This is a genomic window from Methylobacterium sp. WSM2598, from assembly GCF_000379105.1.
Taxonomy (GTDB): Bacteria; Pseudomonadota; Alphaproteobacteria; order Rhizobiales; family Beijerinckiaceae; genus Methylobacterium.
On the sequence record NZ_KB900609.1, the window covers coordinates 5,034,438 to 5,060,445 of the forward strand.

At 71.6% G+C, this 26,008-nt stretch carries 19 protein-coding genes and 3 pseudogenes; 15 read left to right on the forward strand and 7 right to left on the reverse strand.

The features are described from left to right. From MET2598_RS43880 to MET2598_RS39825, 3 genes and pseudogenes are all read right to left on the reverse strand, one after another. Positions 1-122 (reverse strand): annotated as a pseudogene (locus MET2598_RS43880) (IS256 family transposase); the annotation flags it as partial. Positions 123-178: 56 nt separating this feature from the next. Next, positions 179-1,006 (reverse strand): annotated as a pseudogene (locus MET2598_RS37255) (IS256 family transposase); the annotation flags it as partial. Between the two features lie 216 nt (positions 1,007-1,222). Then, a complete protein-coding gene (locus MET2598_RS39825; RefSeq protein ID WP_084673926.1) occupies positions 1,223-1,915 on the reverse strand; it encodes a phosphatase PAP2 family protein in 693 nt (230 codons plus the stop codon). Positions 1,916-2,766: 851 nt separating this feature from the next. Between MET2598_RS39825 and MET2598_RS42525 the strand changes: the two genes are divergently transcribed. Both MET2598_RS42525 and MET2598_RS0123775 read left to right on the forward strand, forming a co-directional pair. Then, positions 2,767-2,922 carry a hypothetical protein gene (locus tag MET2598_RS42525; protein WP_210163416.1) on the forward strand — a complete coding sequence of 52 codons (156 nt, stop codon included), beginning with the start codon at positions 2,767-2,769 and terminating at the stop codon, positions 2,920-2,922. A 951-nt stretch (positions 2,923-3,873) separates the two neighbouring features. Further along, positions 3,874-4,116 (forward strand): hypothetical protein, encoded by a 243-nt coding sequence (locus tag MET2598_RS0123775; RefSeq protein WP_012330725.1) that lies wholly within the window; start codon positions 3,874-3,876, stop codon positions 4,114-4,116. Positions 4,117-4,747: 631 nt separating this feature from the next. Here MET2598_RS0123775 and MET2598_RS0123780 read toward each other — a convergent pair. Next, positions 4,748-6,790, reverse strand: a complete 2,043-nt coding sequence (locus MET2598_RS0123780; RefSeq protein WP_018262610.1) for a D--3-hydroxybutyrate oligomer hydrolase lipoprotein transmembrane — start codon at positions 6,788-6,790, stop codon at positions 4,748-4,750. Between the two features lie 376 nt (positions 6,791-7,166). On the opposite strand from MET2598_RS0123780, the gene MET2598_RS0123785 reads away from it, so the two are divergent. Continuing rightward, positions 7,167-7,439 carry a hypothetical protein gene (locus MET2598_RS0123785; RefSeq protein ID WP_018262611.1) on the forward strand — a complete coding sequence of 91 codons (273 nt, stop codon included), beginning with the start codon at positions 7,167-7,169 and terminating at the stop codon, positions 7,437-7,439. 128 nt (positions 7,440-7,567) lie between these two features. On the opposite strand, the gene MET2598_RS0123790 is transcribed toward MET2598_RS0123785, so the two are convergent. Next, positions 7,568-7,993, reverse strand: coding sequence for a MerR family transcriptional regulator (locus MET2598_RS0123790; RefSeq protein WP_018262612.1), 426 nt, complete (start codon positions 7,991-7,993; stop codon positions 7,568-7,570). 482 nt (positions 7,994-8,475) lie between these two features. Between MET2598_RS0123790 and MET2598_RS0123795 the strand changes: the two genes are divergently transcribed. Further along, positions 8,476-9,189, forward strand: a complete 714-nt coding sequence (locus MET2598_RS0123795) for a sigma-70 family RNA polymerase sigma factor (protein ID WP_012330721.1) — start codon at positions 8,476-8,478, stop codon at positions 9,187-9,189. 101 nt (positions 9,190-9,290) lie between these two features. Here MET2598_RS0123795 and MET2598_RS0123800 read toward each other — a convergent pair whose 3' ends face one another. Together MET2598_RS0123800 and MET2598_RS0123805 are read right to left on the reverse strand one after the other, a co-directional pair. Further along, on the reverse strand, positions 9,291-9,602 hold the full coding sequence (locus MET2598_RS0123800; RefSeq protein ID WP_018262613.1) for a hypothetical protein: 312 nt from the start codon (positions 9,600-9,602) through the stop codon (positions 9,291-9,293). Positions 9,603-9,883: 281 nt separating this feature from the next. Then, on the reverse strand, positions 9,884-11,959 hold the full coding sequence (locus MET2598_RS0123805; RefSeq protein ID WP_018262614.1) for a methyl-accepting chemotaxis protein: 2,076 nt from the start codon (positions 11,957-11,959) through the stop codon (positions 9,884-9,886). A 546-nt stretch (positions 11,960-12,505) separates the two neighbouring features. Here MET2598_RS0123805 and MET2598_RS0123815 point away from each other — a divergent pair. The 11 genes and pseudogenes from MET2598_RS0123815 to MET2598_RS0123860 all read left to right on the forward strand — a co-directional run bounded on the left by MET2598_RS0123815 (position 12,506) and on the right by MET2598_RS0123860 (position 25,853). Beyond that, positions 12,506-13,264 (forward strand): histidine phosphatase family protein, encoded by a 759-nt coding sequence (locus MET2598_RS0123815; RefSeq protein ID WP_012330718.1) that lies wholly within the window; start codon positions 12,506-12,508, stop codon positions 13,262-13,264. Beyond that, the gene (locus tag MET2598_RS0123820; protein WP_012330717.1) at positions 13,261-14,151 is read left to right on the forward strand and encodes an NAD(P)H-hydrate dehydratase; all 891 of its coding nucleotides are present in this window, start codon (positions 13,261-13,263) and stop codon (positions 14,149-14,151) included. The genes MET2598_RS0123815 and MET2598_RS0123820 overlap by 4 nt, the downstream gene beginning before the upstream one ends. A 98-nt stretch (positions 14,152-14,249) precedes the next feature. After that, a pseudogene (locus MET2598_RS43025) lies at positions 14,250-14,576 on the forward strand (alpha/beta fold hydrolase); the annotation flags it as partial. Between the two features lie 312 nt (positions 14,577-14,888). After that, complete coding sequence (locus tag MET2598_RS43030) at positions 14,889-15,467, forward strand: YciE/YciF ferroxidase family protein (protein WP_026190917.1); 579 nt, start codon at positions 14,889-14,891, stop codon at positions 15,465-15,467. A gap of 524 nt (positions 15,468-15,991) precedes the next feature. Then, positions 15,992-16,453 carry a hypothetical protein gene (locus MET2598_RS0123830; RefSeq protein WP_012330714.1) on the forward strand — a complete coding sequence of 154 codons (462 nt, stop codon included), beginning with the start codon at positions 15,992-15,994 and terminating at the stop codon, positions 16,451-16,453. Beyond that, a complete protein-coding gene (locus MET2598_RS0123835; RefSeq protein WP_018262617.1) occupies positions 16,450-17,817 on the forward strand; it encodes a DUF3618 domain-containing protein in 1,368 nt (455 codons plus the stop codon). The genes MET2598_RS0123830 and MET2598_RS0123835 overlap by 4 nt, the downstream gene beginning before the upstream one ends. A gap of 151 nt (positions 17,818-17,968) precedes the next feature. Then, positions 17,969-18,130: a hypothetical protein gene (locus MET2598_RS41560; protein ID WP_018262618.1), complete on the forward strand. Its 162-nt coding sequence runs from the start codon at positions 17,969-17,971 to the stop codon at positions 18,128-18,130. A 1,005-nt stretch (positions 18,131-19,135) separates the two neighbouring features. Then, positions 19,136-22,057, forward strand: coding sequence for a S8 family serine peptidase (locus MET2598_RS43035; protein WP_051086527.1), 2,922 nt, complete (start codon positions 19,136-19,138; stop codon positions 22,055-22,057). Positions 22,058-22,068: 11 nt separating this feature from the next. Further along, a complete protein-coding gene (locus MET2598_RS0123850) occupies positions 22,069-22,323 on the forward strand; it encodes a hypothetical protein (RefSeq protein WP_236728804.1) in 255 nt (84 codons plus the stop codon). A 995-nt stretch (positions 22,324-23,318) separates the two neighbouring features. Next, a complete protein-coding gene (locus MET2598_RS0123855) occupies positions 23,319-24,683 on the forward strand; it encodes an MFS transporter (RefSeq protein WP_012330709.1) in 1,365 nt (454 codons plus the stop codon). A 354-nt stretch (positions 24,684-25,037) separates the two neighbouring features. After that, positions 25,038-25,853 carry a hypothetical protein gene (locus MET2598_RS0123860; RefSeq protein WP_012330708.1) on the forward strand — a complete coding sequence of 272 codons (816 nt, stop codon included), beginning with the start codon at positions 25,038-25,040 and terminating at the stop codon, positions 25,851-25,853. Positions 25,854-26,008 lie beyond the last annotated feature (155 nt).

Sequence of the window (26,008 nt, forward strand, 5' to 3'; positions counted from 1 at the left end):
GCCAGGGCCTTCTTCAGCTCGTCCAGCAGGCCGTCGGCTTCGAACGCCGTCTTGGGATCGGCGCCGGCCAGCAACTGGTCCAAGATCGCATCAGGGATGCGGGGCGCTTTGCGTCGTGCCATCGGGAACCTCCTTCGGGTTCACTATGGCCGCCCCACACGAAATTCCTGACAGTCCCGGCGAAGGCGGTGGCGATGAAGGCCGACACGACGCGCCGCCCGCTGCGGCCGGCGTGGGCCAGCACGGTCCTCATGAAGTGGACGCGGCACCTCTGCCAGGTGGCATTCATCACCTTGGCAACCGAGGCCTTGATGCCCTCGTGCGCGTCCGAGATCACAAGCCTCACGCCGCGCAGACCGCGCCGGGCGAGTTTCCGGAGGAAGTCGGTCCAGAAGGTCTCGGCCTCGGAGGGGCCAACGTCCATGCCGAGCACTTCTCTGCGCCCGTCGCTGTTCACGCCCACCGCCACGATCACCGCCACCGAGACGATACGACCGTCCTGGCGCACCTTCACGGAGGTCGCGTCGATCCAGAGATACGGCCACTCGCCTTCGATCGGCCGGTCAAGGAACGCGCCCACGCGCTCGTCGATCTCCTGGCAGAGCCGCGAGACTTGGCTCTTGGACACGCCGGTGCCGCCCATGGCTTGAACGAGATCATCGACCGAGCGGGTCGAGATGCCCTGGATGTACGCCTCCTGGATCACGGCGGTGAGTGCCTTCTCGGCCATGCGGCGCGGCTCCAGGAAGACGGGGAAGTAGCTACCCTTGCGCAGCTTGGGGATGCGCAGCTCGACCGTGCCGGCTCGCGTCTGCCAGTCCCGGTCACGATAGCCGTTGCGCTGGACCAGCCGCTCGGCGCTCTTCTCGCCGTGGGCCGCCCCGGTCAGGCCGCCTACCTCCAGCTCCATCAGCCGCTCGGCCGCAAAGCCGATCATCTCGCGCAGCAGGTCGGCGTCGGCGCTCTTCTCCAGCAGCCCGCGCAGGCTCATCATCTCGTCGGTCATCGGAGGTCTCTCGGGTTCGAGGTTGGTGCTCGCACCCCGACCCTACCCGGCAACCGCCGATGACCACCCCGCGAGAGATCCCGCCTGCTTCGGCGCTGTGGAGGGCGCGCAGGCGGGCTCTCTCGCTCCCGTCGAGCTACACCACCACCAGGGACACGACCCGCGTCCCCGATGCTGGCGCATAGCGCGGCACAGGACCATGATCATACCGGAGATTTAAGCCGCCTTAAACAGTGAGGCGAATGCCGTCCTGATATCACTGAACTGAGTAGTAAGTAGGAACATCAGAACAAAGAACGCTACGTTGAACAAGCCGGGGTGGGTTGTCGATATAGCTTCAACACGTCTTGAAATCGTGTTGATGGGTAGAAGAAATCTTACAAACATAGCTGTCGAAATGCCTATGATGGCCCCAGCGATGATATCGGTTGCATAATGATAGCCAGCGTAAATCCGAGGCAAACACATGACGAAAATCGACCAAGCATAAAAGAAGCTTCCCAATGATCGAGAGGCGTACCAGATCGCGGTTGAGAGTGCAAATGCGTATGCCGAACTATCGCTCGGAAATGAACTCCAGTGCTCAAATATCTCTATTTTAGTTCCGATCGGAGCAATAAAATTAGAATCGCCTGAGTGAAGAGGCCGCAGCCGCATTGGAAGAAGATTCTGTGTCAGTCTAGAAGTCAATATAGCTGTGAAAACACTGATAACTGCTCCGATAGCAAAGATTTTGTACGACTTTCGATCGGACTTGCGATACCAGAAATAAACAATACACATAATGAAAGGAAGGCACTTTACTGAATCCAAGTCAAGGAATTTTATTACAAATCTATCCAACAATGCGTTATGTCCGGCAAATCTGCCCATCAAGTCGAGGAAATAATTATCGATGGTCGTAAGCATCGCAGAGCTACCTCACGCTTCTCGTTGCGCTGCAGCAGAGTTTCATTTTCACCCAAAGATTTGCAGAAAAATAGCTTGCTGTCTAATGCTGATGGCCTTGTTATCAACCGCGAGGCGCGCAGCCGGGCACCGCCGGCTGCGTAGAAGGGGGCCTGATCCGCCCTGCTTCGATCTCGCCAGTGGCGTGAGCAACATTCACGATGAGGACGAGACCGTCCTGGCGATCCTGGTCGTGGAGTAGCGGCTGATCGCACAGGATGTGGCGCTCGACCTCCCCGCGATCCTGCTGGTGCGGCTCGCGTAGGCCGGGACCGGCGGCAAGCCCCGCCAGATCTCGGGCGAGTATCGGGGCGCCATGCCGGCCGCCGACCCGATGGCCGGTCCCGGCGCCTTGTCTCCGCGTGGAGCCGTGGCCTCGCCTCCCTCTCGCCCGGCCAGCCGCCGTGCCCCGGCTTGTAGTCTGCTTTGAAACTCAGAAAACGCGGAGCTTCTTCGCATTTGAGGTGCGAGCGTTGGAGCGAGGGCCACCATTCGGCATCGAACTCGCGATGCACTCCTTGAATGTTGCCTTGCTGACTGGAGACATCTTGAATATTAGATTTCCGCTAGAGTCTCTTGGTATATTCAAGCGGTCCACGCAATCCTGACAAAATGGGCCACATGGCTTCTCTTGCGCATATCAATTAACAGAGCTTGTGCAGAGCAATCCGGCCACGAACCAAGCAATTCTGGACATGCGCTTTTTCTTTTTTCTTCCTAATCTGCCATAATGTCTCGCCTCTCCGTGCATTGCAACATCATTCGGCTGGCTCCCTCAGTTGAAATTCACGGAAAGAAGCGATCGGAGCGCTATGCGGGGTGACCGGTGCGGCGTGATGATGCCCTGCTCCTACCCCGTGTTCGAGCTGGCAGAGGCGTACCTGAAGACACACCTCTGGACCTGGCGGAAGGCCAAGCCCGGGCGCTGCCGCGGCGTGACCGTCTGGGAGTTCGGGAAGGCGGCCTAGCGGGATCACGAACTCCGCCGTAGCCTGCGCCGATCAGGGCGCCGATCTCACCGATGCCGATCCGACCCGAGCACCGCGGCTTCGACCCGATCGACTGGCCCCGGCTCTCCGACGTGATCCGCTTCCGGCGCGCCGGCGGGCGCTGCGAGGGCTGCGGGCGGCCTCACCTGCAACGGGTCGCCTTCAGGGCGGGCGCTGGTTCGACGCCGCGACCGAGACGTGGCGCGACGGGCGCGGCCGGGTCCTGCGCAGCCGCATGCTCCCGGAGGACCTGCTCCATACGGTGCGCTTTGCCCGCACGGTTCTCGCGACGGCGCACCTCAACCGCGACGCTACGAATGATGCCGGCGCGCCTTCGATCTCATCCGTTCCTACGAGTCATGCTGCGCCGAGGTGCGGGTGGGGAGGAGAACGCGTCGACACGAACGCCCGGCGGAACGAGCCGGTGCCCTGGCGGCAGGGAACGAGGCCGGCATCCAAGGCGACGCCGGATGGCGCTCAGATTCTTTCGATATCAAAGATTAAGCTCAGGATCACGCCTCTGCGGCGGCGCCCCGGAATCCCGCGCGACGACCCGCGGGCCGCGCCCCGAAGCCGGGCCGCAGGCGCGGCGGTGCGCGCCTTCGCGGGCAGCCATCCCGGTCGGGTCAACCGTGAGCAGCATCGGGAGGACCGGGCGCCGTCCCCGGTCGAACGCGGCCCGTCGCGCCTCGGCCCTCGCGGGATCGGCCACGCGCCGCCGGGTGACGGCGATGCAAGCAGATGCGGCGCATGTGGCGGCATGAAGCTCTGTATAGATACGTAAAACATGAGCAAGGTTCGGATGGGGGTCTAGGTATGATGGCCTATATCCACGCTGGTGGCATGTTTGCGCGTGAACGATTGTTCCTTGCGCGCTAGATCGGGCGCACGGAAAAGGCGCCGAGCTTCGCCTTCGACGAGGTGAGGATCGTGCAGGACGCCGCGTATTTTCGCGAGAAGGCCGAGCAGTGCCGTCGGCTCGCGAAGCACTTGTACAACCAGAACGATCCTGCGGTGGCGGCCTTGACCGCCATGGCGGCCGAGTTCGACGCGGATGCCGCCGCGATCGAGGCGCGCGCCGCGGCGGCGCACGTCATCGGCTTCGGCGACGACGTTCCGCACGACCGCGCGCAGGCCGATGAGCCGCCTCGCCCGGGCGGCACCGATGTCTGACCGAGGGCGGGGGGATCCGGTCCTGGATCGCGCCGCCCGCGCCCTCGATGCAGCGCGTGCGGCCCCCGGCGCGCGGCGCCTTCGCCGCCGCGCCGGGCATGACCGCCGAGATCCTCCGCACCGTCACGCCGCTGCGGAGCATCCGAGCTGGGCCCGAGCCGGTCGGCCCAGCGTCCGCGAGGCCCCGGATGGGGAGAAGGCGCGGCCGCCTGCGGCCGCGCTGGGCGAGGCAGGCGCGGTCAAGGCCCGGAGAGGCGACGACCCGGCGATTCTGCGAACGGGGTGAGGCCGGGCCGCCGCAGCCCTCGCCGCGGCGTATTCTCACCAACAGTGACAGCTTAAGGTGCGGGCAGGGCGACGATGACGCGGTCCGGCCCCCCGCGCGAGCGGCCCGGCCGCGCGTCCCGGAGCGCTCGGACGATCGCTGGTCCGGTGCGCAGCTCAGCGGTTGCGCAGGTGGTCCCAGAGCAGCAGGGCGGGGGCGGACGCATGATGGCGTAGAAGATCCAGTCGAACATTCGAGGCATGGCCAAGTCCGTCGATTCGGGGCTTGCCACCCAAGGATTTCCGGACCTCGATGGTCCCGGCCCGCGGGATGGCCCAGGCCGCTCGCGCGGCCCGCCCCCATCGCTCACTCCGGGATGCGCACCTGCCCGGCCGCGAAGGTGATCAGCGCGTCCGGCGCGGGCGCGGCGGATATCGGCGGCACCTGCGCCGCCGTGATCGGCGGGGCGCCCGGCCCGCGCGGGGTCGTCCGCACCACCTGGCTCGGAGGCAGCGGCTGCTGCCGCGTCAGGTGCGCGTACATCAGGTCCATCGCCTGGATGAAGTAGCGGTGCAGCGGTACGAATTGCTCGTTGTAGCCGGGAAACTGGTTGAAGGAATCGAGGTGGTGGGCGTGCGTCACCTCGTAGTAGCGCAGCCGGCTCGCCGCGCCCTCCAGGACGGAGTTCAGGCCGAAATACGCGCGCGAGGCGTGGTTGGGCGGCAGGATGCCGTCGTTGCGGCCGGTGACGAACACCGCCGGCACGCCGTGCAGCCGCCCCTCCGCCAGGATCTCGCGCACGCCCGCCGCCACGCGCTCGGCCTCCGCCCGGCGCGGGCCGGCGAGCTGCCCCCCGGTGACCGGGTCGCGACCGGTCGCGAGCGCCCGCAGGCAGAGCGCGCCCTCCAGGTTCTGGCCCGGCGTCGAGCCGCGATCCTCCCGCGGCCCGCCCTCGGCCGCCTCGTTGATCAGGACGATGCCGGCGGTCGGCGGGATGCCGTTGCTGGTCCCGAAGATCTGGGCCTCGCCCGCCCCCGCGAGCGGGACCGGCGGGCCGCCGGGCGCCGCGGCGGCCAGGCTGTAGCGGCAGAGCGCGTCGCGCACGCTGAAGCGCCCGTAGGCGTTGGCGTAGGTGACCGAGATCGATTGCGGGACGTTGCCGTACCAGTAGCCCGGCTGGACGAGGTTCTGCTCGGGCAGGATGCCGGCGGCGTTGATCGCGGCCTGCGCCTCGCGCGCCTGCGCGGCGAGCGTGTCGGCGCCGATCAGCCCCCGCGCGCGCAACTCGGCGCAGCGGCCGTCGCCCTTGGGGACCAGGGCGATCAGGCCGGCCGCGGCGTTCTCCGGGGCGGCGTTGGCGCAGCCCTGGAAGACGTTGACCAGGGTGATCGTGTCGATCAGCGGCCGGCTGTGCGCGAAGAGCGGCGCCGCGCCGGCCTGGACGATCGAGAAGGCCGGCGAGTAGCGCGGCGTCACGTTCGGCTCGCCGACCGCGAGACCGTCGATCAGGTGATCGTCGTCCTGCTCGACCGCGCGCACCGAGGCGCCCCCGCCATTCGACACGCTCGACGCGATCACGATCGTGTTGTGCTTGCCGATCCGCGGCCCGGTGCGGAATGTCTCGTTGAGCACCTCGAAGGCGAACGCGATCGCGCGCAGCACGTTGCGGCCCCAATCCGCCTCGGGATTGGCTTGCGAATGCGCGTGCTTGAACGCGAAGCGGTGCGGGTTCGCCGCCACGTAGGCGCTGCGCTGGACCTCCGGGATCGGCGCCACGAAATTGGCGGCCTCGCCCGCCGCGGAGGCCGGGGCGCGCTCGCCGCGCAGCAGGTTGACCGTGTCGGCCTGGAGGTCGTGGGCGCCGGTGCCGGTGCCCTTGTCGGTGTAGGCCACCGCGCAGCCGTGCTTGAGTCCCCACTCGCCGGCCGTGGCGATCGCCCCGTAGACGCCGCGGGAGCCGGAGGAGGGCGCGGCGACGATGCAGCCCCGCCTCGGATCGTAGCTGTCGGGCACCTGCACCAGCATCGTCACCCGGCTGCGCCGGTCCCCGGCCCGCTCGTAGGCGATGAACTCGTCGCCCGCGATCTTGCCCTCCGATGCCGTGACGGTGCCGTCCGCCGCGACGTTGGGGCCGTAGAGCGTGCCGTAGCCGCCCCCCGGCGTCGGGTCGATCAGGGCGCGGTAATTGCTGTAGATGGCGAGCCGCCGCAGCTCCTCGGCGGTCGGGCGCAGCGGATCGGCCGGCTGCGGCGCCGGCCCGGCGAGACCGGACTTGCCGAGGCCGGCGGTCAGGAGGTCGTTGCTGGTCCCGTCATAGTGCGTCCTGAGGATGCCGCTCTCGGCCCGCGCGCCCACCGTCCAGGCGCACAGGATCGCCGTCGCCGCGCCCGCGGCGGCCCTGCCTCGCATCGTCATGTCTCCTCCCACCGGTCCTTCGCGGGACCGTCCCTTCTTGGCGCCGCGTCGCGGGGCACGGTCGACGTGCCGCCCGCGACCGGGATCCCGGGACCGCGCCGTCCGGCGGACGCGCCGTCCTCGCCCGGATCCGGCTTGGCCGGGGGGAGAATGCCCCCGCGGCCCCGCCTTGTCCACGCGCCGCCCCCGCCACGGCAGGGCGCGCCTCCCGCGCGGCAGGTCCGGCGCCGGCCGGTTCACCGGGGGCGGCGCCGGGTGAGGGCCCGCCGCGGCGCCCTTGATCCAGCGCAAGGATCGGGAGGGAGCCGACAGGTCTGATCGGGCCTCCCGCCGCGCCGCTCGGCGGCGCGGGCGATCCCGGAGCGCGGTCATGATCGGCACAACAGCACGCGTCGCCGTCGCGATGATGAGCCTGGTCGGAGTCGCGGGCGCTTCCCCCGGCGGCGAGGGCGGTCCCGCCTCCCCGCGCACCGCGCCGCGGCGCGAGGGGCTGGTCGCGCAGGTCCCGTCGCCCGAACACCGCCCCCGCGGCGCGCGCACCCGCGTCGGCGGCGACGACCCGCCCGGCAGCGCGGCCCCCGCGCGCCCGCGCGGGTCCGGCCCGATCCGGCGCGGCGCCGCGAAGGGGCCCGGGGCGGCGTGAGGCCGACGGCGCCGGGCGGCGCCTCATCCCCCATCCGCGTGATCCCTTCGGGTTGGCGGATTGAGGCGTCGCTCACGCGCCGCGCGGGCGCGTGATCCGGGAGCCGCAGTGATCAACCGCATCCCGGATCAGCCGGCCCCCGGCTCCCGCATCAGCGCGTCCAGGATCGGGCACTCGGCGCTGTCGCCGCCCGGGCAGGTCCCGAGCATGCCGCTCAGCGCCTGCTCCAGGCGCGCGAGGTCGGCGCGCTTCGCCTGGATTTCCACGAGGTGGTGGCGGACGATCTCCTGGACCTCGCCGCAGGTCACCGCCTGACGGTCCACCAGGCCGAGCATCGCGCCGATGCTGTCCAGCCGGAAGCCGAGGTCGCGGCAGCGGCGCACGAAGATCAGGCGCCGCACCGCCTCGCCGCCGTAGCGCCGGTGGCCCGCCGCCGACCGGGCGGGCGGCGGCACCAGGCCGATCCGCTCGTAGTAGCGGATCGTTTCGAGATGAACGCCCGTGCGCGTCGCCAGCGCCCCAATGGTGAGCCCCTCCGTCGCCCGATCTCGCATCCTCGGCAGACTCCCGTAACAGCTACGGATCCGAGATTGCCGCAGGAGCGACGCCGGGGCGAGGGGCCGGCGCGGCGCGCGGGGACCCGCCGGAGCGGCGCGGCGTCGCGCCTCATCGGTCCGGATCGCGCGCGCGTGCCGCCTCCCGCGCGCCGTCGACCCGGATAGGGTCCGAGGTGCGCGGCGAAACCCGTCCGCGTCGCGTTCCCGGCCGCATAATACTGTACGTTAGTATGCGGGGGCCCGCCAGGTCCAGCCGGGACGGATGATGACCTGAAGCAGAGTCTCGAACGACCTGCCCGGGCGGGCGCGAAAATCAGCCGGTCCTCGCTGTCAAGGCGAAGCTATCACACTGCAGAAACCAAAATCCTATCGTTGCCTAGCCTTGTTATACAGGAAGCGTTCAGGGTCTCTTTGGCAAGAGCCGGGCCATCGTAGCCCGGAGATCTGCATCTGCTCGCGACGCGGGCGTAAGAGGCACCATGGCATTCGACCACGACACTCCGACAGGGCGGGACCGGGCAGCGGCGGTCCCGGGCGAGGGGCGCCCGCTCCTGCCCCGCTCCGTTCACGCCCATCTCGGCCGGCAGCTGCAGGCCGTCTACGGCGCCCTCCTGGCCGAGCGCCAGCCCCAGCTGCTGCTCGACCTGGTCGCGCGGCTCGAGGTGGCGCTGGACGGGCAGCCGGCGTCGCGCTTCCGCGAGGATCTGCTCGAGGCCCTCCCGGCCCTGCGCGCCTTCGCCGTGTCGCTGACGGCGAACGTGGTCCAGGCGGACGACCTCGTGCAGGAGACGCTGCTGCGGGCCTGGCAGAACCAGGACCGCTTCGCGCCCGGCACCAACCTGAAGGCGTGGCTGTTCACGATCCTGCGCAACCAGTTCTACACTGTGGCGCGCAAGCGCCGGCGCGAGGTGGAGGACGCGGACGGCGAGCAGGCCGCCCGCATGGTCGCGCTGCCCGACCAGGAGGACGGCATCGAGCTGCGGGACGTCTGGATGCGGCTGAGCCAGCTGCCGACCCCGCAGCGCGAGGCCCTGCTGCTCGTGGGGGCGCAGGGCCTGACCTACGAGGCCGCGGCGGCGCTGATGGGCTGCCAGGTCGGCACCGTGAAGAGCCGCGTCAACCGCGCGCGGGCGGCGCTGGCGCAGGCCCTCGGCTACGAGGGCGGCCGGTCGGGCCGCTCGGCCGCGCTCTGATCCGGGATCCGCTTGATCGAAGCAGGTCCCGGATCACCAGCCCGCGCGGCGCCTGAGCGAAGCCGACATGCGCATGGCCGAGATGGGAGATGGCGAAGCCATCAACCGGATGTCGGATGAGGCAGCCTCGCGCAGGGGGCGGCCGGCGCGCAGGCCGCGCGGCGCGTCCCTGAGCGACGCGCGGGCGCCGCCTCCTGCCGCCGCGCGAGGCCGTCGGGATCGCCGTCGTCGAGGTGGCGCACGGGGGCGCCGCAGGCCGCCATGATCTCCCGCAGGCCGTCGATCCACGCCGCGGCCTCCGCGCGCGTGGCGAAGCCGTCGCGCAGGAACGGCTTGTCCGGCGCCATGACCCCGACCACGGCGAAGCCGTCCGCCGCCTTCTCCACGATCTGGCACGTCACGGTGCGTGGCATGGCATCCTGTCGGGCGAGAGGCCCGCGCGGAGCCCGTGCCTGCAACAAGGCGAGACCCGCGCCATGGTTCCGCAATCGCCCGCCGATCCGCGCCGTGTTTATGATATTCTTATGAGGGAAGCGGCCGTGCAGGTCTGCCGAACATGGCGCCGGAGGGCCGGAACGTCTTGCGCGGCGGGCCCGAACACGTCGGAACTCCCGCGGCGAGCGGCCGATATTCGGGTGGCGCCGCGCCCTCGTCGGTCCTGACCCTGCGGCGCCCGGGGGCTTGGCGGGCGGCGTCAGGCGGCCCGGCGCGGGGCCGCGAGGCTGGAGACGGTGCGCTCGTCGAGGCGCCCGGGCGCGAGGGACAGGCCGACCATGCCCCGCTCGCTCCAGACCACGTGCCCCGCCCGGGAGGTGCCGTCGCCGAGGTCGAGCCCCACGCGGGTCCCGGCCGGGAGCGGCGTGCCGATCGCGTCGAGGCGCACCCCGAACTCGCTGATGTCGTGCAGGGTGGTCGGGTGGCGCACCCCGTCGACGATGACCCAGATTGCGGCGCCGGACGGGTAGCGGGCGGCGGCCCGGCGGTCGGCGATCTCCCTCACCAGCTGGTTGACCTCGCCGTCGACGTGATCCGCCTCGCGGGCGAGGTCGACGGCCATGCCGGCGAGCTGGGTCGCCAGCGCGTCGGTCTCCCGGGCGAGGCCCGGGAGGGCCGCGATCCCGGTTATCACCGCCTGGGTGCGGTCCGACACGGTCAGGACCATCTGGTTGATCTCGCCGGTTGCGGCGTTCTGCTCCTCGACCGCCGAGGCGATCGAGGTGGCGATCTGCGTGATCGCCCCGACCGTGTGGCCGATCCCGTCCACCGCCGCCAGCACCTCCGCGGAGGCGCAGCGCAGGCTGCCGACCTGCCGGTCGATCTCCTCCGTCGCCTTCGTGGTCTGGCCGGCGAGGTCCTTCACCTCCGCGGCCACCACCGCGAAGCCGCGGCCGGCCTCGCCGGCGCGCGCGGCCTCGATCGTGGCGTTGAGGGCGAGCAGGTTGGTCTGGGCGGCGATGGAGTGGATCAGCCCGGTGACGCTGCCGATCCGGTCGCTCAGGGCGGAGAGCTCGGCGGCCAGCCCGCGGGCGGCGTCGGCCCTGGCGCGGGCCTCCTGCATCGCGGCGGTGGACTGGGCGGCCTGCGCGGCGATCTCGCCGATCGAGGCCGACAGCTCGGTCACGGCGCTCGCCGCGCTCGACACGTCGGCGGCGGTGCCGTTCAGGTCCTCCACCGAGCGGGCGAGGCGCTCGCGGGTGTCGGTCGCCCGGCTCTGCACGCTGGCGGTGGCGCCCTGCATGGCGTCGGCGACCTCCTGGAAATGCGCCACGCCGCCCCCCACGGTGTCGCGGATCCGCTCGGCGACCCGCGCCATGAAGCGGCGCTCCTGCGCGACCAGTTCCTGGCGGCGCTCGTCGCTCGTCGCCTCGGCGATCTTCTCCACCGTCCGGTCCCGGAAATAGACGACCGCCCGGGCGAGGGCCGCGATCTCGTCGCGTCCCGCGGCCTCCGGCACCGCGGCGTCGAGGGACAGGTCGGCGAGCTCCCGCACGCGCCGATCGAGGCGCGCGAGGCTCGCCACCACCGATCGCGTCAGCAGGAAGGCGAGCAGGTAGGCGAGCGCCGTGACCGAGAGGGCGGTGCCGAGCGCCGCGACGAGGCTGGTGCGGAAGCCCGCGACGCGCGCGTCGAGCAGCCGGTCGAGTTCGGCCGCGGCCGCGTGCCAGAGCGGGTCGGCCGCGGCGACGACCTCGCCCGCGGCGCGCAGGAAGGGGGCGGGATCGGCCTCCGCCTGCCGGCGGGCCGCGTAGGCCTCCGCCAGTGCGGCCGATTGCGCCGCCAGCGCCTCCACGGCCCGCGCGACCGCGCCGGCGGGCGACGCCAGGGCCCGCCGGGTGGCCCCGTCCGCATTCGCCCCGTAGGCCGAGGCGAGGGAGGCCTGGAGGCCATCCGCGCTCGCCCGCAGCTTGCCCTGCTCGATCAGGAACCGGGCCACCTCGTCCTGGCGCAGGGTCGGCGCCCCCCGATAGGCGCGGGCGAGGGCCGCGAGCGCGCCGGCCTGCTGCAGCAGGTCCGGCAGCTTCACCACGACCGCGTCCATCACGTAGAACGAGTCGAGGTCCGGATCGAGGATCAGGTTGGAGCCGTCCCCGATCTTGCCGATCAGGCCGCGCGCCGCCGCCGCCACGGCGGCGGGCTCCCGGCCGCGCGCCGCCGCGAGGGCGCGGGCCGCCTCCGCGCTGCCGGTGGCGGCGTCGTGGGCGGCCCGCGCGGCCTCGAAGGCCGCCCAGGCCTCCCCCGTCGGCCCGTCCGGCGCGACGCCGCCCCGCAAGAGGGGCCAGACCGCCTGCAGCTAGGCGGTTCCGGTCCGCTCCAGGCTCGCGAAGCTGATGTCCTTGCGCGACTGGTTCACGAACAGGGCCGCGAGGAGGGCGATCGGGATCAGGAAGAGGCTCACCGTGGCGATCAGCTAGCGCCGGATCGTGAGCAGGGCGGACATGCGGCGGATCCTCGTGACGGGGGCGGCTCGGAATCGCGCTCCGACGCGGGCGGACCTTGCCGGCACGGCGCCGGCCGGCCGCTCGGGGCGCGAATATTTGATGAATACTAGGTCTGCCTGAATTGTTAAATATCACCTAATTGCGGCCTATGTCAGGTTGCTTAGGGCGGATCGATTGGATCTTGTCGGTATTTTGCAGCAATCGATTGACGTTGGGTGAAGTAGATCCGGTGATATTCCGGATCGGGCCTGATCCCGCGACGGCGTGGGCGCGGCGCGGTCCGGCCCCGGCGCGGCAGAACCCGCGGCCGGGGCGCGCGTTGGTCGGCACTGCGCGCCAGGAGGCACTGCGCGCCAGGAGGCGGCCGAGGAGGCTCCATGCCACAGCAATGGCCGGCCCGGATCTGGATCCTCCGGCACGGCGAGAGCGCCGGCAACGTCGCGCGGGCCGCGGCGCACCGGGAGGGCTCCACCCACATCGCCATCGAGGGGCGGGACGTCGACGTCCCGCTGAGCCCGGACGGCGAGCGGCAGGCCGAGGCGGTCGGGCGCTGGTTCGCCGCCATGCCGCGGGCCGAGCGGCCGAACGTCGTCCTGACCTCGCCCTACCGGCGCGCGGTGGAGACCGCCGAGCGGGTGCGGGCGGCGGGGGGGCTGGCGGAGGACGACCTCGCCCTCGTCCTCGACGAGCGGCTGCGCGAGAAGGAGTTCGGCCTCCTCGACCGCCTCACGCCGCACGGCATCCGGCAACTCCATCCCGAGCAGGCCGAGTACCGCCGGCTGCTCGGCAAGTTCTACCACCGGCCGCCCTCCGGCGAGAGCTGGTGCGACGTCATCCTGCGCCTGCGCAGCGCGCTCCACACGGTGTCGCTGTACTACGCGGGAGACCGGGTCCTGCTGGTCGGACATCAGGTGATGGTGTTGTGCATCAGGTACCTGCTGGAGAACCTGACCGAGGCGGAGATCCTGGAGATCGACGGTCAGGGCAGCGTCGCGAATTGCGCGATCACCGAATACGCCGTGGCCCCGGGCGCGGGCGGGCGGCCGGCCCTGCAGCGCTACAACTTCGTGGCCCCGGTCGCGCGGGCGGGCGCCCCGGTCACCGACGCGCCCGACGCGACGGGCGCCGTGCGATGAGCGACCCCGTCGACGTCACGCCCGAGGCGCTGCGCCGCATGGCGCTCCCGCTGCCGCACGAGGGCAGCAAGGAGGAGCGCGGCCGCGTCCTCGTGGTGGCCGGATGCGCCGAGGTCCCGGGCGCGGCCCTGCTGGCCGGGACGGCGGCCCTGCGGGCGGGCGCGGGCAAGCTGCAGATCGCGACCGTCGCCGAGGCGGCGCTGCCCCTCGGCCTCGCGGTGCCGGAGGCGCGGGTCATCGGCCTGCCCGAGGCCGGGGGCTGCATCGATCCCGCCGCCGCGGTCGCGCGGCTCTCGGCCTACGCGCCCCGCTGCGACAGCCTGCTCGTCGGGCCCGGCATGATGGAGGGGGCGCCGGTGGCGGCCCTGCGGGCGGCCCTCCTGGAGGCGGCCCCCTCGGCGGCCGTCGTCCTCGACGCGGCGGGCCTGAGCGACCTTCCCGCCCAGGCCGAGGCCGTGCGGGCGCGCGAGGGCCGGGTCGTCATCACCCCGCATGCCGGGGAGATGGCGGCGCTCCTCGGCCGCCCGCGCGAGGCGATCGAGGCCGATCCGCGGGGCGCGGCGCAATCCGCCTCCGACCTCCTGGGCGCCGTCGTGGTGATGAAGGGCGCCCGGACGCTGGTCGTCGCGCCGCGCGGGGCGGCGTGGCTCTACCGGGGCGGCGGCGTCGGGCTCGCGACCTCCGGTTCCGGCGACGTCCTGGCCGGCCTGATCGCGGGCCTGCTGGCGCGGGGCGCCGCCCCCGCGCAGGCGGCCGTCTGGGGCGTCTACCTCCACGGCGAGGCCGGCCGGGATCTCGCGGATCGCTGCGGCCCGCTCGGCTTCCTGGCGCGCGAACTCGCCGGCTTGGTTCCGGGGCTCCTCCGAAAGGCCGGAGGGCGTGCCTGACGCAGGCCGCGGCGCGGAACCCGCCCCTCGGGCCCTTCATCGAGGTCGACGGCGTGCGCCTGCACTGGGTCGCGCGCGGCGAGGGACCGCCCCCCGTCGTGCTGCACGGCAACGGCAGCCTGGCGCAGGATGTCCTGCTCGGGGATTTCGCGGCCCGCGCCGGCCGCCGGCACCGGGTCGTGATCTTCGACCGGCCCGGCCACGGCCGCAGCACCCGCCCGCGCGGCCGGTCCTTCCCGCCCGGCGAGCAGGCCCGCCTCCTCGCCCAGGCCCTCGACGCGCTCGGCGTGCGCCGGCCCCTCCTGCTCGGCCATTCCCGGGGGGCCCGCGTGGCCGTCGCCTGGGCCCTGCAGAGGCCGCGGGAGGTGCGCGGCCTCCTGCTGGAGGGCGGCACCTTCCACCCGACCCCGCGGCTCGACGTCCGGCTGGCGGCCGGCCTTGCCGTTCCGGTCGCCCTGGTCTGCGGCGGGGACCGAATGGTCGACCCGCGGACGCAGTCGGTCGCGTGCCACCGCCGCCTCCCGGACGCCACCCTCACGCTGGTCCCGGATTGCGGCCACGTGGTGCACCACACCGCCCCCGCCGCCCTGCTCGACGCCCTGGACGCGCTCGACCGGCGCTGCGCGCCGCATCCGCTGCCCGGCGCGCCGGACCTCTGGGCGGGCCGGCGCGTTCTGCCGAGACCGCGCCGCCCGGGCCCGGGCGCGCGGCCCCCCCCTCGATCCGAGAGTTCGTTCATGGCGGCCAAGACCAAGACCCTGCAGGATGCGTTCTACGAGACGCTGAAGGACGTCTATTACGCCGAGCGGCAATCCGTCCGGGCGCTGAAGAAATCCGCCAGGGCGGCGGAGAACGACGAGCTGCGGCAGGCCTTCGAGCGGCACGCCGAGGAGAGCGCCGAGCAGGTCGAGCGGCTGCAGCAGGTCTTCGAGATCCTCGGCAAGCCGGCCCGCGGCAAGACCTGCGAGGCGATGCAGGGGCTGACCTCCGAGATGGAGGAGGATCTGGAGGATTTCGGCGGCGGCCCGGCGGCGGACGCGGTCCTGGTCGGCTGCGCGCAGGCGGTCGAGCATTACGAGATCGCCCGCTACGGCACGCTCAAGACCTGGGCGGCCCAGCTCGGCTACCAGGATGCCGCCAAGCTGCTCGACGAGACCCTGCAGGAGGAGAAGAGGACCGACCAGCTCCTCACCGAGATCGCCGGGCGCATCAACCAGGAGGGCGCCGGGGACGAACCGGGCGGTCAGGACCGCGGCGGCCAGGACGGCGGCGGCCAAGGCCGCGGTGGCCAAGGCCGCGGTGGCAAGGCCGCCTGAGGCGCAGGCCCGGATCGTGCGCAGGAACCGCCCGCGGAGGAGCGCATCTCCGTCGCGGGCGGTCCCGGCCCCTCGCAGGAACCGCGCCGCCGGGCAGGCGGTGGCCGGGGCCGTCACTCCGGCGGTGATCCAGCCGAGCCCTTTGGTGACCCGGCCGCTGACCGCACGATCCGAACAGGCCCTTGCCGCGGACCTGCCCGAGCTTGGCCGAGAGGTGCACGACCGGGGCGACCCGCCGCGAGGCCGAACGTGGTCCTCGCGCCGGCGTCGGTGCCGGTGGCCGAGGGATCGTCATCCGCCGCCCCGGTGATCGCCCCGGTCCCGAGGATGCGGGCGAGGCCCCGTCCCGCTCCGGTCCGCGGATGCGCCTCGGCGGCCGGACATTGCGCGGCCTGACCCGTCGGTCGCTCCCGTCGCACGCGGCCGCGCCCAGCGGCCGCGTCCCGGGGGCGGGCCGCCGCGGCCTCACGGAACCGGCCCGGCGGCCTGAGGTTCTCCCGACGCGATCGATGAGGAGGGCCCGCATGCTCGACGACACCGAAGGCCTCGGGCGAGGCCCCGCCGGCGAGGGCGGCCGCGACGAGACCATCGCCGGGCGCCTCCTCGAAGAGGCGCACGGCTACGTCGGGAAGCGCAAGGCCGACGCGGTCCGGGCCGTCTCGGACGTGGCCGCGGTGATCCGCGGCAGCGGCGCGGGCCTCGGCGAGGCCCCGCACCTGAAGGCCTTCTTCGACAGCGCGGCCGAGGGGGTGGAGGCGCTCGCGGACGGCATCGCCGCGCGCACGCCCGGCGAGATCTACGACGAGGTCGACGCCGCCATCCGCCGCCGTCCCGGGATCGCCCTCGCGGCGGCGGCCCTGGCGGGCTTCGCCCTGTTCCGCCTCGTGCGGGCGGCCGGCCCCCGGCCGATCCCGCGCTCGCGCGCCCTCGTCCCGGCCGAGCCGCTGCCGATCCCCGATCCCCGCGCGACGGAGCCCGCCCGATGAGCGATGCCACCGAGGACCTGGAGCACGAGGTCGAGGCGAGCCGGGCCCGGCTCGACCGCACCCTCGACAGCCTGCAGGCCCGCCTCAACGTCTCCCGCCTCGCCGAGGATCTGGTCGGCCCGAACGCGCCGGGCCCGGCGCTGAACGCGGGCGCCCGGCGCCTGCTCGACGGGGCGCGGGAGAACCTCCTCCCGACGCTCCTGGTCGGGGCCGGCCTGGGCTTCCTCCTCTACGACGCCCTGCGGCAGGAGGCGGAGCGCCGCCGCCTGCGCGTCGTTCCCGGCGCCCCCCGGACCTACGCGCGCTACGCGGACGGGCTCGAGCGCCGCGCGGCCGACGAGGACGAGGTCATCGCCCGGATCATCGCCACGATGCGGGAGGAGGGGCGCATCACCCGCGAGCGCTACGGCAGGGCGGTGCGCACCTCCCACGCCAAGAGCCACGGCCTCGCCGAGGGCACGCTGCACGTCCTCGACGGGCTGCCCCCCGAACTGCGCCAGGGCCTCTTCGCCGAGCCGCGCACCTACCCGGTGATCGCGCGCTTCTCGCACGTCCCGGGCGAGTACCTCGACGACCGCAAGGTCTCCGCGCCGCGCGGCCTCTCCCTCAAGATCTTCGGCGTCGAGGGCGAGCGCCTGCCCGGTCACGAGGGGGAGACGACGCAGGACTTCATCCTGGACACCGGCACGACCTTCCCGGCCGCCGACGCCAAGGCCTTCCTCGCCACGATCGGCGCGCTGCGCCGGGCGACGCCCGCGCCCGTGGCGGTCAAGCAGGCCGTCTCGGCGGGCGCGCGCGCGGCGAACGCGGTGCTGAACGCGGTCGGCCTCGGCAGCGCCACCCTCGATTTCTTCGGCCATCCGCCCTACCACCCGCTCGCCGAGGCCTATTACAGCCAGACGCCGCTGCGCTACGGCGCCTACGTCGCCAAGCTGGCGGTGCGGCCCGCGACGGAGGGGCTGCGCGCCCTGATCGGCAGGACCATCGACCTGAGCGGCGACGAGAACGCGCTGCGCCACGCGGTGACCGACTACCTCACCACCCACCCGGTCGCGTACGAGGTCGCGGTCCAGCTCTGCACCGATCCCGCGCGGATGCCGATCGAGGATGCCAGCCGGGAATGGCCGGAGGCCGAGAGCCCCTACCGCCCCGTCGCCCGGCTGATCCTGCCGGCCCAGGACAGCCAGGGCCGGATCGGCAAGGAGGAGGACTTGGCCTTCTGCCCCAGCCACACGCTGGCGGCGCACCGGCCGCTCGGCTCGATCAACCGCGCGCGGCTGCGGGCCTACGAGGCGATGGGGACGCTGCGGCGGCAGGAGAACGGCCGCTCGACCGCCGAGCCCCGCACCGTCGCCGAGATCTGATGCGGGGAGCGCCGTCGGGGCGGCCGAGGCGGCCGGCATACCCGTCCTGATCGCCCGGGCGGCCGCGCTGGCGGGGGCGCGCAACACGGTCCAGAGCCGCGCCGCCGCCGCCCTCAACAAGGGGCTCGGCCAGCCCGTCGTCGCGGCCCCGGTGGTCACGCTCGTCAACGCGGCCGTCTCCCTCGCCGCGGCGTTCTTCCTCGGGCTCTTCGCCGAGGAGATCGACGCGGCGGGCGGCGAGCGGCGGGGCAATGTCCCGCGGGGCTTCACCCACTGGCGGTCATCAACCACGCCGTGTGCCTCGCCGGCCTGATCCGCGACGCCGCGCGGGGCGGTCCCGACCCGCTCGATGCCCCAGGTGCCGCGGGCCCGCCGGGCCGCCGGACGGTCGGGCGGAGCGTCGACGCTCGCGCGGCCCCGCCAACGGGCGAGCAGTGAGACCGCGCCCGGGAGGAATAAGGGCAAGATGAAGCTTCGAAACACGAGCTCAATCATCTTGCTTCTTGCGGAACTCGAACGAGATCCGGGCCGATCGAGCGCCAAATAGCGAATATATTCTCGGTACGCACGGCTGGTGGTGCAGACGAACGGGCGAATCGTCCGTGCCGGTCCGAGCATTCGCCGCATGAGCTCTCATGCAGCGCTGAATCGAAAAATCCGTCTCCAGCCGTTGCAACGCAGATTCAAATGCGTTTAAATATCGTCGGCAGGGCGGAGTCGTCATGATCGACAAAGGCCGCGAATCCGCCGAGCGTCAGCTTTCCCATATATGTCGATGAGGCATGTCGTTTGGTATGCCAGGCACGGCCGATGATGATCGTGCCGTTCTCATCTGAGGTTCGGTGCCTGAGCCGGCCGTCAGTGTGATGGACCGCCTCAGGAGGCAATTTCCGTCATGGGCTGGGGTGGTCGAGATGCCTCGTGTCGACGGCTTTCCGCGGATCCGCGCGCTCCCCAACCTTGCGCATCCGTGGTCCGCGGCGGCCGTTGGGCGCATCTTGAGCGCCAATGCAGAATGATGTCGGTTGAATACTGTCAGGTGAAGTCCCGATCTCAGCGTTCGTGCGGAAGTTCGTGTTTGTCTGCAATGGTTGCAGGGCGGTCGGGGTCCGCAAGGCGGCCGGCCGCCAAGGTCTCGCAGATCGTGTTCGGGCGTTCTTGGCATCTTCGCTTCGCGGTGGCCGGCGCCGGCGCTGGGCCGCGACAATCGAGTCGGTGAAGCAACTTAGGCGTGAAACCAGCCCGGCCGGCCGCGTCACGACGATGCCTGCCAAGGGCCTCGGAGGCTTTCGGTTCATTCAATCGGGAGGGAAGCGCGATGACGGATGCGGGCGAGGCGGATCTCGGGGCCGCCGATGCGGGATTCGCGACCACGGCGGCGCATAGCGAGCGCGACGTCGCCCAGGGCGTCACGCGCTGGTTGATCGCCAATTTCCGATCCGAACTCGCGGACGCGACGCGATCGACGCCGTTCACGGTGCCGCTGCTGTGCGCCATCGCCTGCCGCGAGGCCGGCATGTACTGGCTCCCGCTGACGCCGCACAGGGGGGCCGCGGAGATCCTCGGTCTGTGCGTGTACGACGCCAGCGGCGACGTAGCCGGCGCGCCCCGAACCGCGTTCCCGATCAATACAGCTCAGTTCAGACTCACGTATGGGGATGCGTTCACGCAGCTCCTGATCGCCGAAACGAACAAGGCGAGGGCCGCGCGCGGCCTCAGCCCGGCCTCGATGATTTACAAAGGTTACGGTATATTCCAATACGATCTGCAGCATGTCCGTACGGACGAAGCGTTCTTTCGTCAGAAGAAATGGTATTTGTTTGATGAGTGTGTGAGCAGAGTCGTATCTGAGCTTACAAGCAAGTATGAAGCGACCGGGAACATTCAGGAAGCTGTCCGCGCTTACAACGGATCTGGCCAGAAAGCCCGTCAATACGCTCAGGATGTGATGAGATTGCTGCCATATTGTGAGGAGGCGGCGGGTTCTCCACAGATTGCATCGCTCGCCTCTGCATCGCTCTCCTCTGCGGCGCGCGATGGCGGGGCGGTCCTCGGCGCGATGGATCCGCAGGACGCCTCGGACGACGACCCGGGCGCCCCCGCTCCGACCGACGTCACCGAGGTCGCGGACGAGGACACCGCCCGCCTCCTCGCCAATCTCGGATACTCGGTCGATGCGGAGAGTGCCGCGCCGGCGGAACCGGGCGTCGCGGCCGTCGGCGACACGGCCTTCGACCTCGCGCGGGCGCGGGCCTTCCTCGACGCGTGCCGGACCGCGAGGCCGCGCGTCACCTACGGCCTCGGGCAGAAGGTGCCGTTCCTCGATGCCGTCCCGGGACGCGACTTCACGCAGGTCGATTGCAGCGGTTTCGTCCGACAGGTCGTCCGGCTCGCCACGACCCCGTCGCTGAGTTTCCCCGACGGCTCGGTCAATCAGCACCAATGGGCGCGCGCGAGGGGTTTGGAGACCTCGTCCGTGGCGGAGGGCAGGGCCACGGACGACGTGGTCCGGATCGCGTTCCTGCGGCCGCAGGACGCCGGTCGCAAGAGGATCGGACACGTCGTGCTGATCGCCAACGGCGAGACGCTCGAATCCCACGGCGGCGTGGGTCCGGATTCGCGGCCCTGGACGGGGACCGGCTGGCAGGCGAAGGCCTTCGTCTACGTCCTGGCTCGCGACGCTCGGATCCGCGCGGCGGCTTCGGCGGAGCGGTTCGCGGCGGCGCGGACCGAGTCCGTGGCCAAGCCCAGCATCGTTCGGACCCTCGAGAGCGCGACGATGCGCCGGACCACGGCCAGCATCTTCACCACGCAGGCTCTGCCGCAGCACCACGACGACATCCTCGTCGTGACCATGCGGCCCGGACCGGCGGAGGCTCCCGCGGCGGCGGGGATGGCGATGGGGATGGCGCCGGCGCCGGAGACGCCCGGCCTGGGTGCGCTGTCGTATTTCGCCCGCGCGGGACGCATCAAGCGGGTCGTTCCGCTGCGCGCGAGCGAGGAGGCGGTGACGGCGCCGTCCCCGATGGCCGCGGCCGCCGCGATGATGGGGTTCCACCGTCCCGCCGGAGCACCCGACGTCGGCGCCCCGGTCCGCTTCATCGAGATGATGGACGGTCAGGACGCGAAGCAGCTGCACGGCGCTCTGGCGAGCGACCCGAGCGTTCTCTCGGTGTCGCAGGTTCCGGTCCGCTACCTCGCCGCGCGGCGCGCGGGGCGCACGGCCGCCGGCGGCGGTCTCGGGATCGCCGCGGCGCCGCCCGCGGCATCGCTGCTCTGGAACCTCGCCAAGATCCGCTGGCAGGAGGCGCGTGCGGCTGCCGGCTTCCAGGAGGCAACCCGGGTGAGGGTCGCGGTGCTGGACACCGGCGTCGATGCCAAGCACCCGAGCCTGCGGGTGTCCAATTATTACTGGCAGAACGCTGATCTGACGCGGCCCGTCTCGGAGCTCGATCTGATCGGGCACGGGACGCATGTCTCGGGAACGATCGCTGCGCTGATCGCCAGCGGCGTCTCGGTTCAAGGGGTGTGTGCCTGCCAACTTGATGTCTGGAAGATCTTCGATGATGAGCCGACCTACGCGCCCGGCCAAGGAGCTTTCGTCTATTACGTGAATCCGATCCTGTACCGTCGTGCCTTGGCCGCGTGCGTGGACGACCCGCCCCACGTCGTGAACCTGAGCATCGGCGGGCCGGCCGTTCCCGATCCGACCGAGCGGACCCTGTTCGAACAGCTGCTCGCGTCCGGCGTGACGATCTGCGCGGCGATGGGCAATGATCGCCAGTATGGCAGCCCGACCTCGTACCCGGCCGCGATACCGGGGGTCGTCGCGGTCGGCGCGACGGGGCTGGACGACAGGGTGACGCTCTTCTCGAACAGCGGAAACCACATCGCGGTCGCGGCGCCCGGGAAGGCCATCTGGTCGACGCTCCCCCGGTATGACGGCCAGACCGCCTTCGGCATCGCGTACGGCCCGGACGGGCGGCCGCAGCCGGGAGCCAGGGTCCGCCGCGAGTGCAACTACGACGCCTGGGATGGAACTTCCATGGCAACACCCCATGTGACGGGGAGCGCGGCGCTCCTGATCGCCAAGAGCATCGCTGCCGGTGGCGAACTCAAGCCCGATCAGGTGAGAGCCGCCCTGATGACGTCGGCCGACAAGGTGCAGGCGATGAATGGAGCGGATTTCAGCGCCGACTACGGTGCGGGGCGGATCAACCTGCTCAAATTGTTGCAATGAAGGTGCCGACGATGAGCAGTGTCATGTTCACTTTTGGCGAGCACACACCGGAGCATCTGCAGGACACTCTCGGCGACCGCATCAAGCAAATTCCGGGCGTTCGCAGTGTCGGCAGGATTAGCCCTGGTGCGAAAAAGCCTGAATTGCGGCGTCTATGGTATGCCGAAGTGTTGAATTCGGATGCGGCTTCGGCCTTGGTCGCTCAATTGAGGGAGCAGGACGGGATCGTGTCGGCCGAACTGCCGGCGGAGCGCGGTCTCATCTAGACCAGCGCACGATCGCGTTGCGATCGGGCGCTGGTCTCGGTTTGTGATTGTGCCGCATTGCCTTCGACGGACCGGCATCCCCTTCGTCGGACAAGGCTCTGGAGGCTTGGCCGGGAAAGACCGGCCGCGGCGCGAGCCGTCGCCTCGCTGAGCGTGTCCCGGCATCGGCCGGCCCGCGCGCCGTTCCGGGCGGGGCGGAGCCCGTCCCCGGATTCTCGTCCCGGACCGGTGCGGTCGGGGTGCCGTCCCGGGGATCGACCGCGAGGACGGCCGGGAGTCGGGAGGGCTCGCCGTCGGGCCGCGGCCGGATGGCGTGAGGAAGGTGCGGGCGGTCTCCTCCTCGACGCTGCGGGATCCGCGGCGCGCCGGGCCCGGTGATGTGGGAGACGGCCATCGGCCCGCCGGGCCGTCCGGATCCTCCAAGTGCCGGCGGCGATCCGCCGGCGCGGATCCGTCCTCCTCGAAAAGAGAATGACGTTGGGTCAAGAGCTTGCGCCGCGCGCGGAGCCCCTCGGCGGCGGTGCCGGGCCCGCGCGGGCGTCGCGAAAATCCAAGTCATTCGCCGCGCGGTCCATCGTCAGGCGGCCGCGACGCGCGCATGCTCCCGGGTCGGGCCGCTCGCCTCGACGCGGGCGGTCCCGGGAGTGAAACCACCGCAGGAGGCGCCCGTGCCCGGCCAGGTCATGCGCGGCCATGTCGTGCCCCGGCCATGTCGTGGCCGGCCATGTCTGCGCGACCATGCCACGCGCGGCCGACCCGTCCGCAGCCGGACCGTCCCCAGCCGGGTCTCGGCCGTCGGAGGCGCCGCGGCGGCCCTCGTCGCGACCGGCGTCGGGTCGGCCGGCGACGGCGGCGTCCTGCGCCCCGCTGGGATCCCCCCGCGCCGCGCCCCCGGATGACCGAGTTTCCGCGCCTGCGCGGCCGGCTCCGCAGCCCCGCGCCGCACCCCTCGCAGCGAATGCGAGCCCCCCGACAGAAAGAAGGATACCAGCGCGATGAATCACGGTGCCGTGAACGTCCAGAGCTTCCTGAACGAGCACCCGTTCTCCCCGTTCCAGTGGATCATCTTCGCGCTCTGCTTCCTGATCGTGCTGCTGGACGGGTTCGACACGGCCGCGATCGGCTACATCGCGCCGTCCCTGATCTCCGAATGGGGGGTGACGCGGCCCGCGCTCGCCCCGGTCCTGAGCGCGGCCCTGTTCGGGCTGGCGGCCGGCGCGCTCGCGGCCGGGCCGCTCGCCGACCGGCTCGGGCGCAGGCTGGTCCTGATCGGCGCGGTCCTGGTCTTCGGCGCCGCCTGCCTGTGCTCCGCCTTCGCGGGCGACCTCGACCACCTGGTGATCTGGCGCTTCGTCACGGGCCTGGGCCTGGGCGCCGCCATGCCCAACGCCGTGACGCTGATGAGCGAGTACTGCCCGGACGCCCGGCGGGCGACCCTGACCAACATGATGTTCTGCGGCTTCCCCCTCGGCGCCGCCTTCGGGGGCTTCCTCGCCGCCTGGATGATCCCGCAATTCGGCTGGCGCAGCGTCCTGGTGCTCGGGGGCGTCGTCCCGCTCCTCCTCACCGTGCTGATGATCGCGCTGCTGCCGGAATCCGTGCGCTACATGGTCGCCAGGGGACAGCCGAGCGAGCGCGTCCGCGCCGTGCTGGGCCGCATCTCCCGCGCGGCCGCCGAGGCGCGCGCCTTCACCATGACCGAGGCGGCGCCCGTTGCCGGCGAGGCCCGGAGCGGCGTCGGCCTCGTGCTCTCGGGCGCCTACGTGGTCGGCTCGGCGATGCTGTGGCTGGCCTACTTCATGGGGCTGGTGATCTTCTACGCGCTGATCAACTGGATGCCGATCCTGTTCAAGGATGCCGGCATGGACGCCAGGACCGCCGCGCTCATCGCCGCCCTGTTCCCCCTCGGCGGGGTGGGCGCGATCTTCCTCGGCTGGCTGATGGATCGCGCCAACGGGAACCTCGTCATCGCGGCCGGCTACGCGCTGACCGCCCTCGCGATCTGGGCGATCGGCCTGGTCTCCGGCGTGCTGGGCCTCCTGGTCCTGTTCGTGTTCGTCGGCGGCACCCTGATGAACACCGCCCAATCGTCGATGCCGGCCCTGGCCGCCGCCTTCTATCCCACCCAGGGGCGCGCCACGGGGGTGGGCTGGATGCTGGGCCTGGGGCGCTTCGGCGGCATCGCCGGCTCCTTCCTGGTCGCCGAGCTCTCGCGCCGGCAGCTGAGCTTCGGGGCCATCTTCGCGATCGTGGCCGTCCCGGGCCTGATCGCGGCCGCCGCCCTGGTGATCAAGCAGCTCGCCCATCCGGAGGATCGGGCGGCCCGCGCCGCCGCCGGAGGCGAGGCGCTGGGGCATTGAGCGGCCCGGTGCGCGCCTCGCCCCGCTGCCGGGCCAAGCACTACCTGCGGGATTGACGGTAGTCCCGCTCGCGCGATGGCTAAACTCGGAGTTGTCGGGGGAAGAGCGATCCTATAGAACCGGAAAGTCATCGTCAGATGGCACCAAACGGAGCCCTGACTGCCGGCCTGGATATCTATCTGGGCCGGCATTTCTTTGCGCGCAACAGACTCGCGGGTGCGCAGGACGCTCGAATGGGCGGCGGCTCCGGGGTGCCGCGCCGGTTTCCGGCCGGGGCGGGACCGATCGACTTGACGGCCCGCCCCGCGCCGTGATCTCCAGCCGGTTCGACCGTCCGCGGAGGATCGCGAGCCCGTGCGCGCCCGCAAGTTCGTCCTGCAAGCGCTCGACCCGGCGACGGGATCGCCCCGCGTCGAGGCCCTGCTCAGGATCCGGGATCTGGAGGCGCTGCGCGCCGCCCTCGGTCTCGCGGACGGAGAGGATCCCGATCTGCGGGCCGTCCACGAGGTCGCGCCCGACGCGCTGGACAGGCTCGGCGCGCTGTCCGACCCGCCCTTCGCGCCGGACCCGGTCTTCACCCAGCTCGATCCCTGGCACGGGCTGCGCGAGGTGCCCTACCTGGTCCACACCGGCTTCGAATTGCCGCTGATGCTGGAGGGCCGCAAGCCGCTCGCGGTCTTCTCCGACCTGTACCCGGTCGACTGGCTCGACGAGCTGCTGGCCCGGTTCGATCCGGCCGTGTCCGAGGGACGGATCGTGCGCAGGCTCGTCGACCGGCCCGCCTCCGGTCCGCGGAGCGCCGGCGAGCCGTGCGGCCTCCGCATCCGCGAGGCGTACTTCGCGCTGCCGGGAGAGGAGTGGCGCATCGACGCCGCCATCCGCCTGCGCAGGGAGGTGTCGTCGGGCTGGACCGAGGCCATGGAGCGGCGCGAGGGCGCGCTCCTCGGCTACGAGGATTGGCAGAACGACTGGTGGATCGCGCACCGGTTCCGGCGCCTGTCCGGCACGGCGCCGGCCGATCCGTGCCGGGGAGCCCTCGGGCCCGCGGACCAGGGCGCCCGTCCCGTCGCGGCGCGGCGGGATGCGGCCGGTCCAGGGCTCGCGGGCGCACCGTCGCCGGAGGGTGGCCGTCAAGAAAAAGGGCCGCCCGAGGGGCGGCCCGAAGTGTAGGGAGGAAACGCCCATCAAGGGCTGCACGACCGCGGCAGCGCCGCGATCTCGCACCCGCGTTCTACGCTGCGTCGCAACAAAGGGAAAGTACGAAGTTTCGACAAGGCGCATGCGTTGGATGTGGAAACGCACGTAAGGCGTGTAATTTCCCTGAA

Excerpts from the sequence above, each read along its gene's own strand:
- MET2598_RS39825 (WP_084673926.1), bottom strand. The coding sequence starts at position 1,915 with ATGCTTACGACCATCGATAATTATTTCCTCGACTTGATGGGCAGATTT.
- MET2598_RS42525 (WP_210163416.1), top strand. The coding sequence starts at position 2,767 with ATGCGGGGTGACCGGTGCGGCGTGATGATGCCCTGCTCCTACCCCGTG.
- MET2598_RS0123780 (WP_018262610.1), bottom strand. The coding sequence starts at position 6,790 with ATGCGAGGCAGGGCCGCCGCGGGCGCGGCGACGGCGATCCTGTGCGCC.
- MET2598_RS0123785 (WP_018262611.1), top strand. The coding sequence starts at position 7,167 with ATGATCGGCACAACAGCACGCGTCGCCGTCGCGATGATGAGCCTGGTC.
- MET2598_RS0123790 (WP_018262612.1), bottom strand. The coding sequence starts at position 7,993 with ATGCGAGATCGGGCGACGGAGGGGCTCACCATTGGGGCGCTGGCGACG.
- MET2598_RS0123795 (WP_012330721.1), top strand. The coding sequence starts at position 8,476 with ATGGCATTCGACCACGACACTCCGACAGGGCGGGACCGGGCAGCGGCG.
- MET2598_RS0123800 (WP_018262613.1), bottom strand. The coding sequence starts at position 9,602 with ATGCCACGCACCGTGACGTGCCAGATCGTGGAGAAGGCGGCGGACGGC.
- MET2598_RS0123815 (WP_012330718.1), top strand. The coding sequence starts at position 12,506 with ATGCCACAGCAATGGCCGGCCCGGATCTGGATCCTCCGGCACGGCGAG.
- MET2598_RS0123820 (WP_012330717.1), top strand. The coding sequence starts at position 13,261 with ATGAGCGACCCCGTCGACGTCACGCCCGAGGCGCTGCGCCGCATGGCG.
- MET2598_RS43030 (WP_026190917.1), top strand. The coding sequence starts at position 14,889 with ATGGCGGCCAAGACCAAGACCCTGCAGGATGCGTTCTACGAGACGCTG.
- MET2598_RS0123830 (WP_012330714.1), top strand. The coding sequence starts at position 15,992 with ATGCTCGACGACACCGAAGGCCTCGGGCGAGGCCCCGCCGGCGAGGGC.
- MET2598_RS0123835 (WP_018262617.1), top strand. The coding sequence starts at position 16,450 with ATGAGCGATGCCACCGAGGACCTGGAGCACGAGGTCGAGGCGAGCCGG.
- MET2598_RS43035 (WP_051086527.1), top strand. The coding sequence starts at position 19,136 with ATGACGGATGCGGGCGAGGCGGATCTCGGGGCCGCCGATGCGGGATTC.
- MET2598_RS0123850 (WP_236728804.1), top strand. The coding sequence starts at position 22,069 with ATGAGCAGTGTCATGTTCACTTTTGGCGAGCACACACCGGAGCATCTG.
- MET2598_RS0123855 (WP_012330709.1), top strand. The coding sequence starts at position 23,319 with ATGAATCACGGTGCCGTGAACGTCCAGAGCTTCCTGAACGAGCACCCG.